Annotated in this window: 7 protein-coding genes and 3 pseudogenes; 3 read left to right on the top strand and 7 right to left on the bottom strand. The window is 36.3% G+C overall.

Annotation, left to right across the window (positions count from 1 at the left end; translation table 11 throughout):
• Positions 1–253, bottom strand: a pseudogene (locus tag CEV08_RS08520) (DUF6421 family protein); the annotation flags it as partial.
• Positions 254–296: 43 nt separating this feature from the next.
• Between CEV08_RS08520 and CEV08_RS08515 the strand changes: the two are divergent.
• From CEV08_RS08515 to CEV08_RS10050, 3 genes are read left to right on the top strand one after another with little or no spacing between them, the layout of a single operon-like run.
• Entirely contained in the window at positions 297–1,157 is an 861-nt protein-coding gene (locus CEV08_RS08515; protein WP_348602900.1) for a DMT family transporter, read from the top strand.
• Positions 1,154–1,996 carry an ATP-grasp domain-containing protein gene (locus tag CEV08_RS08510; RefSeq protein WP_245407081.1) on the top strand — a complete coding sequence of 281 codons (843 nt, stop codon included), beginning with the start codon at positions 1,154–1,156 and terminating at the stop codon, positions 1,994–1,996. The genes CEV08_RS08515 and CEV08_RS08510 overlap by 4 nt, the downstream gene beginning before the upstream one ends.
• Positions 1,956–2,420 (top strand): hypothetical protein, encoded by a 465-nt coding sequence (locus CEV08_RS10050; protein WP_245407080.1) that lies wholly within the window; start codon positions 1,956–1,958, stop codon positions 2,418–2,420. The genes CEV08_RS08510 and CEV08_RS10050 overlap by 41 nt, the downstream gene beginning before the upstream one ends.
• 747 nt (positions 2,421–3,167) lie before the next feature.
• Here CEV08_RS10050 and CEV08_RS08505 read toward each other — a convergent pair.
• The 6 genes and pseudogenes from CEV08_RS08505 to CEV08_RS08480 form a co-directional block, all read right to left on the bottom strand.
• Complete coding sequence (locus tag CEV08_RS08505) at positions 3,168–5,924, bottom strand: autotransporter outer membrane beta-barrel domain-containing protein (protein WP_100131194.1); 2,757 nt, start codon at positions 5,922–5,924, stop codon at positions 3,168–3,170.
• Positions 5,925–7,217: 1,293 nt separating this feature from the next.
• Positions 7,218–7,667, bottom strand: coding sequence for a hypothetical protein (locus CEV08_RS08500; protein ID WP_100131193.1), 450 nt, complete (start codon positions 7,665–7,667; stop codon positions 7,218–7,220).
• 161 nt (positions 7,668–7,828) lie between these two features.
• Positions 7,829–8,230 (bottom strand): hypothetical protein, encoded by a 402-nt coding sequence (locus tag CEV08_RS08495; RefSeq protein WP_100131192.1) that lies wholly within the window; start codon positions 8,228–8,230, stop codon positions 7,829–7,831.
• A 265-nt stretch (positions 8,231–8,495) separates the two neighbouring features.
• Positions 8,496–8,738: pseudogene (locus tag CEV08_RS10045) on the bottom strand (hypothetical protein); the annotation flags it as partial.
• Entirely contained in the window at positions 8,722–9,114 is a 393-nt protein-coding gene (locus CEV08_RS08485) for a hypothetical protein (RefSeq protein ID WP_100131191.1), read from the bottom strand. The gene CEV08_RS08485 and the pseudogene CEV08_RS10045, both read right to left, overlap by 17 nt.
• A pseudogene (locus CEV08_RS08480) lies at positions 9,111–10,181 on the bottom strand (hemagglutinin repeat-containing protein); the annotation flags it as partial. The pseudogene CEV08_RS08480 and the gene CEV08_RS08485, both read right to left, overlap by 4 nt.

Raw genomic sequence — 10,181 nt, 5'->3', positions numbered from 1 at the left:
AGTTACGGCTATACAATTGACCGAACAGAAATTTACTATCGCGACCCAGTAAACGTTCAGCTTCCACAATTGTCTGCTCGTTGTAAATATCAAAGAATTTGCTGAAAAAAAACAAAGCAAATGCTTGCTTATCAATTTTTTGAGCAGTTGCTACAGATTCTGGGAAGAGAACAATGCAATTGCCTTCTAAAAATCCCTTTGATGCTATTCCCATTTTTATACATTGAAACGGTGATACATAATTATTTGCCATTCTCGCATTGTTTTCCATAAGTTGGTTATTATCTAAAAATTTGGTGAGCAATATACCAGTAATGCATGCGGTTGGACTGAGGTTGTTTGCCACTGCTGTCACTTTATGGTTGATTGCAGCCATTCGTGAGAAAGCTATTTTCAGATCCCTACCATTGCTTTTTATGATACCTCCTTTTTTCATTCTATCAGTATTAGGATTCTCGCTGTACTTTGTATGCAGCTTTGGTGCATTAAAATCACTCAACGCCAGTGATTTAACCATGGTTCTCGCCATTATTCCAGGGATTACCTATATATTAGGGATACTGACGAATAGTCTTATGTTTTCATGGTTCAAGCTTATCGGTATGATCATTGTCAGTGTAGCTGCTATAGCATTCAATATAGACAGTGCAGAGGGGGGATATTACAACCTCATAGGAATAGCTCTTGCTTTAACAGCAGCACTTTCTTACTCTGCTTATGGCTTATTATCTAAACGTTATCTTAAAAATTTACCTTTGCTCACCTCACTAGCTTGGATCACGACAATTGCTGCAACGTCATTTATGCCATTATTCATTTTTGATCCTGCTCCACTCTTCTATCTTACTTTAGAAGATATATTTAAGATATTGATTTTAGGAACTGTTTGCTCAGCGCCAGTTTACGTTTTGTACCAAAAAGTTTTAGCTGAGGGAGGCGTATTATATGCCAACACTATTGGCGTATTATCTCCTTTTGCAGTCGTTGCATGTGAATGGATAATCGGCTCAAGCACCTCTCTCAATATTATCAAAATAATTGCTATGATGATGGCTGTTATAGGAATGACACTCTTATTTATAGATGCATCAAAGGTATCTGGATGGCAACAGAAACATCGTGCCCAAAATTCCAAATTTAATGAGGAAACAAAATGAAAAAACTCGCGTTAGTTTGCCAACGCAATGCAAAACTACCCTTTATATTTGAAGCAGCACAAGCCGCTAATATCGAATTAGTAATGATCTATGATACCGCTGAAAGCGCTCCTACTCAACACCCCGCAGCAGTAACTTCAACTTGGCAACTTCCTGTCTTTGATAACCCAGAAGCAGCTCTAGATGCTTTTGCAAAAGGCGTAAAAGAACGCAATATTGCTGGGGTTATGACCCTTCGCGAAGAAGCAATTCTATGGACAGCTTTGGCTGCAAAAAAAATCAACACTCCAAGTATTGCACCAGAAGTAGCAGCATTAACCAGAAATAAATATCTCATGCGTCAAGCTTTTACTAAAGCAGGCTTAAAAACACCAAAATTTCTTTATATAGACAATCCAGAAGAGCTCTCACAAATACAAGCCTTGGATTATCCTCTCGTCATTAAACCCGTCTCTGGATGGGCTAGTACAGGCGTAATGTTAGCTAAAAATTCTGCCGAACTTCCGGATCTCATTAAAGCCGTATGGAATGTTCAGCATAAAGACATGGCACGTTTTAATGATAAAAATAAATCTATAGGTTTAATCGTAGAACAGTATTTGCCAGGAAAAGAATTTGTCGTAGAATGTTTTGTTGATACAGCAGGTGTGCATGTTTTAGCCGTTGGCGACAAAGGACAACCTGAAGGACCATGGTTTGAGGAAACAATTTATCGTCAACGCTGTGATATAGATGATCCTTTAATTGTTGCTTTATGTGAGGTTGCATGCTCTGGTGTTAAAAGCTCTTGGTATAAACATGGGTGCTGCCCATGTAGAACTACGCCTCGATGCTCATAATTTACCTTATATCATTGAGATCGGCGCTCGTATAGGTGGATCGGGTGTCTCCCATTTTATTGTGGAACAAGGAACAGGGGTTTCATTTGCAAAACTCTGTATGAAAGCGGCTTTAGCTGAACAAACCCCAAACCTTCCCGATGTACTCACTGCTGAAAAAGTGGCTGCAAATTACATTATTCCTCTTCATGGTTATGGACGCTTCTGCGAATTTTCAGGTCTAGAGAAGGTTGCACAGCATCCTCAAACCGCCAGAACTATAATTTTCTTTGAACCTGATCATATCTCACCACCTCCACCAGCATTTGGTGGATATCCTGGTTTTATTTTCTCTGTTCATGCCTCAGATCAAGAAGCGTGCGATTATCATAAATGGCTTGATGATACCTTAAGCATTCTATGGAAGCACCATGTTGATCAATAACCTAATCAAGATATTTCCACTCAGTCTCAACGTTGATATAAATTCCATCGATACAGACGAAATCACAAGGCGATTTTCTAAAATTTTGCAAACACTTTTTTACTAAAGATGCATATTTCAAAATCTAAAAGATTGAGAAAGCTATAATCTGCTTTTTTGACATGAACAACCTCTTCTCTCCACGCCTCAAAGAAGGAAAAAGATCTTACCAACCCCACTCTGATTTAAGAATTATATTTCTTATCTGCTTAACAAACAAAACAATGGTCTTATTCATATATTCAAAAACCACTGCTAGAACAGTTTTTTAAAAAAATTATCCCAATTTAAAAACTAGATATATTGAATTCGATAGTAATAATTTACCCATAACCTTGCCCACTCCCCATCTAAAAGAAAGGTATTTACACGCACTCACATGTTTTTAAAATGCTACTTACAGAATATAAAGTAGAAAAATGCGCATCACAAAAATATGAAGCGATGCATTTTACGCATTATCCATATTTTCTTAACAGTAAAATCCCCCAATCACAAATCAATATCCTCTTGCCTTTTATACTTAATATCAGTCCCCTCAAACAACAGTATTTTACAGCATATAGAACAACAATGCTGCTATTTTAAAAAGCTGATAACAAATGCATCTCATATATTTGCAGCCAAAACAACACAAACAGATTTAGAGTTGCATTGACAAATTTTCTTCGAAGCACTGAGCCCCTTATCAACGAGACAAAAAATTTATTAAAAATGATAACGCAATCCACCCGAAAAACGCACTCCAGAAAAACCTGCCTTGGTTAGCTTATGCTGGTAGCTAAGGTCACTGTAAAGTGTAACTTTAGAGGAAAATTGCGCATTAACACCCAAACCTGTTTCTAAAGAAGAACCAAAAGCGCCTAACTGGAAAACATCTTTTAGATGAACAAATTGTGTTTTACCAAAACAATGTGCAAAATGAATATTGCCCTTAAAAGAAATTATCCAATCCTTTTCAGATGCCGTAAATGTTTTACTTAAAGCCCCTCCAATACGCATCAACCATTGATTTCCTTTTTTCATCTCAACATCAAACCCATCAATATCACGGAACTTATCAAATTGAAGATATTGATAAATAAGCTGAATCTGCGGATCAAAAATAAGACTCTCATTTCCTGTCATAAACACTTTACCAGCAGACAACGAAACATTCAGAGGATTTGCTTTTAATGTCGCCGTCTTACCCCAAGCATGAGTAAGAACATCCCCTTTAAAAAAACCATAAGATAAGAGACCGTCTACATAAAAACCAGTATTGTGTTCCACACTACCGTATGCCGTAAATGACCATTTATTAAATGAACTCTTTTGACTTTGTTCCACATCACGAGGTTGTAAGGAAAGCTTTCCATAGGTTCCCATAATTCCCCAAAATGCACGACCATGTGCCCTCTCTATCGTTTTGAGTAAAATGTCTGTTTCTATCGTTTTATAATCAACATTACCATCGTACCCATATTCAAGTGCAGAAAGATCTGACACATAACGATAACTTCCACCGGAACCATGAACAGCTAAAGCAAAATTTCTTTCAATTTTTAATAAGTTACGAGGAATAGATCGCGTAGCTTGCAACTGCTTTTGTTGATGACTAATATCCATGATCCCCACATGAAACAAAGCATTTTGTATGAGAAGATAGGTCGGTACTTGTGGAACAACTTCCCTGATCTTTAACTCAGAATGAGGAATAACAGACATCCCTAAAGCAGGCTGAATATATTTACTCTCAAGGCGGAAATCCCAAAAATCTCCCTCTCCTTCAACCAATCTATGAGAAGTTTGTGCTGGTCCAAATGAAGAAGCAGGACCATATGCATGAAGATAATATTGGTAAGGCAATCCCTCTAATGCAATATAAGCACGATCTAACTGAAAAGAATCCTCTGCTGCTTTTCCAGAAACCTGAATAAGTGAAATACTATGAGCATTTTCGCCCGTTTCTTCTATCTTACCCTGATCTTCTACAATAAATTGCACATAAACTGTCGTTTTTCCAGAAACATCACCCTGGATCAAAAGCCGATCAGTTTTTTTATGATCGAGCAAACCATCACTCCTGAGATGTGTATTGAGATAAATATCCACTCTATCTTGCGCAGTATAAACTTCTTTTTCTCCCTTCCCAACATAAAGTGTCTGATATTCTTGAAACATTGGAGTTTCAAAAGCAATAAAACTATCAGAAAGTTTTACAAATGAAATAAACGAACTTGTACGATTTGTAACGTGCGAATCTATCTCTCTTCTTCTCGTCAAAAACCACTTTGATCCTCTTGTCAAATAAAGCTCAGCAATAGAATCCTCGTCAACACGCGTTCCTCCTATCAATGAAGAAGCATCAGCCAAAATCGCTACAGTCCCTCCTTTTTCAGCTGTTAGTAATAAATCACCATAAATTTTTGTACCTTCTGTGACCCCAATATAACTCTGACTGTTATGACTATGAATAGCTGTTCCAGCTGGAATCTCAAAAACTGTCTTTTTCAAAAAAACAAATCCCTGTTTGTATACATTATTTTCCTCTCCCATTTCAAAATGCACACCATGTTTATTACCTGTTGCCTTAATTGTTGAATCTTCAATATTAACCCGCGAAATTAAAATATTTTCTTCCAAACCGCCCCCAGATTGAGTGTTAAAATCTTGTCCAACTGTTAAAACATGAACATCCGTAGAAACAATATTCGTATTTTTTAAATCAAGAGAACCCTGCTGTTTTAAATTTAAAACTGTATGTGCAATTTTTTCATTTGTATTTTCTCTATTTTTTGTTTTTTGGCCCTTTGAAGTAATGGTAACATTATCTAAAGTTGCACGCCCCCCTCTCCCCACATAAAGCGCAGCGGCATCATTCACATCAATAAAACCTCCTTTCATCTGAATATTTGCACCAGTCCTAACGAAAAGAGCACTCTCTTGACCAATACCCTGACCTTCCACTTTAATTTTTGTATTCGTTAATGTCACAGATGCTCCTCCATTCTCTGCATAAGCAGCAACCTGAGACGCTTCAATTGTTCCACGATTAGCCTCAATTACTCCACCATCCGCTTTAAAACCTATTGGCACATTTTTAAAAGCTGAATCGCTCAAGACAATTTTTCCTCCTCGTGATACAACAACACCATAAATATCTTTTATACCTGCAGGTGCTTCAACCTCTATACGCATTGCCTGAATAACTGTATTTTTCTCCTTTGCCCCTATAGCAGCAGGCAAAGCGAGTCTCTCCCCCTTCTCATTTTTTGATTTAACAGGTGCCGTGAACGTATATCTTTTATCACTAATTGTATGCTTTGCACCATCACTGCATTCATAAGGTAATTTATTTTCATTACACGATTGTGATGCAAATGAGCGAGAATGCGCCTCAACATTTATGTTTAACAAAAAAGAAAAAATAGCTACTGTAAAAACGCATAAATACAAGCAATTACTAAATACCTTGATGATCATTGCTTTTCAAAACTTTCTTTTTTAACAAAAATAAAAAATGCTGGCAAAACAATAAACTGAAAATTAAGCACAATAAGAATTAAATAAATAAAGATATTTTATTGTTTTTGTAAAAAATATATTGCCTTATAATATGCTTTGTATTTTATGTAAAGAAAGAACAAAAAATTTAAATATCACTAAGGATGAAAAGCTTTTTAAAGACTCATCCCTCTACTAAATGCTGAGAACTGTAATATAAAGCGCCAGAAAATTTAGTCTCAAAAAAGACACGGAGAAATATGGATTTTGAAAAGATATAATCTTCAATTTATCTCATTTCCCAAAAATAAAATAAAACAAAATGAGAATAATTTTTAAGATTAAAATGACCCAAATATGCTGATACAAACATTACACAACGAGATATCGTAAAATTTATAACCGCATCATTTCTTCAACCACAACAAAACCCCGAAGAAAAACTTACTGAAATATAAGCTAAATGTAAAAAAAGCCTACATTAAAGGTGCCAGCTATCTAGCAAAAAAATTAAATAAACAAACAAAATTTCTCTTAATACACTATCAATGGGTTTGAATGAATCAATTGTAGCTTGTCATCGGATTTTGCATAATTTGATAGCAATTTTTGCATCAATTTATTTTTTTGAAGGGTTTTTAAAGGGGGGCTCAAAGGACTTTCAAAAACCTTTCCAAAGCCTTTTCTCATTCTTGCTACAAAATCGTAATTTTTAGCATTTTTCGCGTTATTTTCCAATTTTAGGTGTTAAAATCTATTTTTATAAAACGTGCATTTACGCATTTAATGGTAAAAATTGTGCATAAAAACAACAAATAACCACGTATTTCTAACTAATCCTACCTGTTCCCACATAATGCAAAACCTACTGTCAAACGACATTAATGAAATATTTTAAAAATATCATCTCAAAACAGATCATAAAATGAAAAGCTCTTTACCTGAAAACCACTTGCATAACATTTTGAATCTTCAGATAAAAACTAAAATAAAGCGAAACATTCACTATCTTAAAATTGAAAAGCATCAAAATTAGTTCTATGAAAGCAATCTACTTCTCATCGTTAAAGCAGATATTTTAGTTAAGCGATTTGGATCCCCTTTTTATATTGAATAAATTTCTAAATATTTCCAGATATCACCATCTAGCGATAACACTATTACAATATCAGAGCTGATGAATACCACTCTACCAAGAGGGAAAAGAGCTGTACTTCTCTCTCTTTTCTCCATAATATTTTTCATTCAATTATTGCTTTAAAGATAAATATTTCATTTTTTCAAAGCTTTTTTTATTTTTTGGCGTTTTTTATCGTTCTCAAGTCGCAACATCAAATCTCGCTCTTGTTTTGTCGAATTAGTTACACCAAAAGTGTCGTTGTCCATAACCTGCTGATACCCTGCTACCATTAAGTTAACTAAAAATGAATCACTCCGCGGCGTTAATGAAAAATAAATTCCCTTTGAATCTTGTAATTTGTATCGATAACCCGCTTTAGTCATGCATTCATAAACTGCTGCAAACTCACTTACACGCGAATCCATATTTTCAGAAGAAGCGTAGATTGGTTTCCAACCACATTTTGACAGTGCTTGTTGGACTATAGACTTATTAACACCGGGCTTTTCCCATAATGCTAAGGTAGATGGAGGAGGTTTGCTGACACACCCAGCAGAGCTTAGTAAAACTATAGCACTCAATAATTTCAATATTTTTTTCATTTCTCCCCCCCTCAATATTTACGATAGCAAAGATTGATAAGCTGCTAATATTTATCGTATATAAGGTTCCTCTTATTAGCATATAAACATTGAAAAAACAATCCAGACTCCTATGCAAAAACAAGAATGTTAAGGATTTTTGACTACAGCAATCTCAATACTTAAGGTTGACATTCAGGTTGTTCTTTATGCTCTTCACAATGAGGACTATTCAAACGCCTTTCCACACTTCGCTTAGGGATAACAGCATCAGGCTGACAAATTGGAAGATTTTCATATTTCTCACACCACTTCACCATTTCCCATTTCTCTTGGAAACCTGCTTGTCTCATGCATACACTCTCAGACTCCTCTGCATTGAATTTCTCTTCGAGAGTTTTGTCTATATTAAGACGACCATCAAGATACTGCACTCCACATTCCAACAGAGCTTTTTTGATTTCAAGTTGATCTGCACCGGGCTTTTCCCACGCATCTACAATTGTCTTAGAAGGCTGTTCTGGATAACATCCAGCCATAAAAAATAGGGCTATCCCACTTAATAACTTCAAACTCTGCCTCATTTTCCCATCCTTGAATGATTTCGATATTACAAAAAATCTATAAATTATTTACATGTTACCCTTTATCTTTCTTAATGATTTTCCGTTTAATATTGTATAAAAATAAGGCAAAATTACTATTAAAATAGATATTTTATCAATTGTTGCGTCTACATTTGTAATCTCCATAGATAAATAGCGTTGGGATAGTTAGTTGAGGGAACAATCCCACACAAGCATGGGAACMCAYGAATGTGRRRATTGTACTTTCCACAAAYAACAATACTTAAGGTTGGCATTCAGGTTGTAYTGGACTYCTTTTACAAAAARGGCTRTTTAAGCGCTTCTCAACACTTCGCTGAGGCATGACAGCACCAGGACGACATATGGGAAGATTGTCCGATTTATGGTTCTCACACCATTCTTGTATTGTAAAGCTAGGGCGAAAACCTGATTGCCCCATACAAATTTCAATACTGGCGAATTGATTCAAATCTAGCGCAACAACCTTATTAAGATCCGGTACGCCTTTTACAAAAAGGGCTGTTTAAGCGCTTCTTGACACTTCTCTGTGGGATGACAGCGCCAGGTTGGCAAATAGGAAGGTCTCTACCGGTAAAAGGAGAACACCAGTTAGCTCTCCCTTTATCACGAAATCCTGCTTGGATCATACAAGCATCAATGGTTGCATTCTCATTGTTGCTTAGCTTTTGAACTTCATTCTCAAGATAATTAAGATGCGGCATGCCACATTCTAATAATGCTTTTCCTACTTCTGTAAAATCTGCTCCTGGCTTCTTCCACCCTGCTACTTCTCCTGGAGGAGGTTTGTCAATATTTTCAATGTCACATCCAGTGACCGTTAATAAAATGAGCAGGCTTAATAAATTAAATAATATTTTCATTTTTTGTTTCCTGTTATCGTTGAATAAAGTTTTTTAAAACCAAATGAACCATAATTAGTTTTACACTTACGACTTGCATCACCATAACACTTATGGGTGGTGCTAGGATTATGGCCAATGATCGCTTTCCCTTGCTCTATCATTGGAGTGGCTGGTAGAAATAATACATAGGGGAACTTCAAGGGTACCTTATAAGCAGTAGGTCGATTGTAACCAATCACTGTACTAATGGGRTCTAATATATGGCTTTGTACGTAGACATATTTCTTTTCGCCATCGCTTAGATAATCTAATCTATTAGCTATCGATTGCAGGTGAGCAGCCGCTCCAACAAGATAGATATCTGTTTTCTTAGCTATACCGTGGATACCATCATCTTTCAAGTTATTCTCTCCATTGAGCACTGTTAGGGTACCACGGCTATGCGCACTAACAATCGCCCCATCATTGCCATAACGCAAGAGAAAATCTTGGAATTTCTTCGTCGAATTGGTCACCCCCCCAGTGCTCCCTTCAAAAAACTTCTGATAAAACGCTATCCCTAATTCTACTAGCATATCGTCAGCTTGGGGGAAGTATGTAAAATAAAGGGGTCCTTTTTTATTATCAGACATTTGAACAGCATTACCCGCTGCATCATCTGGTGAATTAAAAATGCCATTGTAGAACATATAAACAGCACCGTCAGGGCCTTTTTGTAAATGATCTTCTTCCTCTGGATTTAAAAAGTGATACAAAACAATATTTTTTCCATCACTGTCTTTCATATACTCTCCATTTTCATCAGTTAAATAGAGGGTATTGCCATTTTCATCATACGCAACCTCACCCACTGGGTGGTCTTTGACATTTGTGATTTTATAAATTTTATCAAAGTATCCCAATCCTTCATCAGATAAATCATTGATCATGTCTAAGCGATTATGCACTGCTCCCTCAAGCGATGTGGCGTCTATTGGTGCGACAGCTTGGTGGGCTGCTGCGGTATTGCGGTTGAGAGAGCCAATGATTTCTCCAGCATCTTGCCCCATCACCCTCTGATTGCTTTCACCGGTTAAGATGATGGC

Origin of the sequence: Bartonella tribocorum, from assembly GCF_002778015.1 — a bacterium.
Classification (GTDB): domain Bacteria; phylum Pseudomonadota; class Alphaproteobacteria; order Rhizobiales; family Rhizobiaceae; genus Bartonella; species Bartonella tribocorum_B.
The sequence above is the reverse complement of the archived record's forward strand: the minus strand, read 5'-3'. Positions and strand labels throughout refer to the sequence as shown.

Excerpts from the sequence above, each read along its gene's own strand:
- CEV08_RS08510 (WP_245407081.1), top strand. The coding sequence starts at position 1,154 with ATGAAAAAACTCGCGTTAGTTTGCCAACGCAATGCAAAACTACCCTTT.
- CEV08_RS08500 (WP_100131193.1), bottom strand. The coding sequence starts at position 7,667 with ATGAAAAAAATATTGAAATTATTGAGTGCTATAGTTTTACTAAGCTCT.
- CEV08_RS10050 (WP_245407080.1), top strand. The coding sequence starts at position 1,956 with ATGGGTGCTGCCCATGTAGAACTACGCCTCGATGCTCATAATTTACCT.
- CEV08_RS08495 (WP_100131192.1), bottom strand. The coding sequence starts at position 8,230 with ATGAGGCAGAGTTTGAAGTTATTAAGTGGGATAGCCCTATTTTTTATG.
- CEV08_RS08485 (WP_100131191.1), bottom strand. The coding sequence starts at position 9,114 with ATGAAAATATTATTTAATTTATTAAGCCTGCTCATTTTATTAACGGTC.
- CEV08_RS08505 (WP_100131194.1), bottom strand. The coding sequence starts at position 5,924 with ATGATCATCAAGGTATTTAGTAATTGCTTGTATTTATGCGTTTTTACA.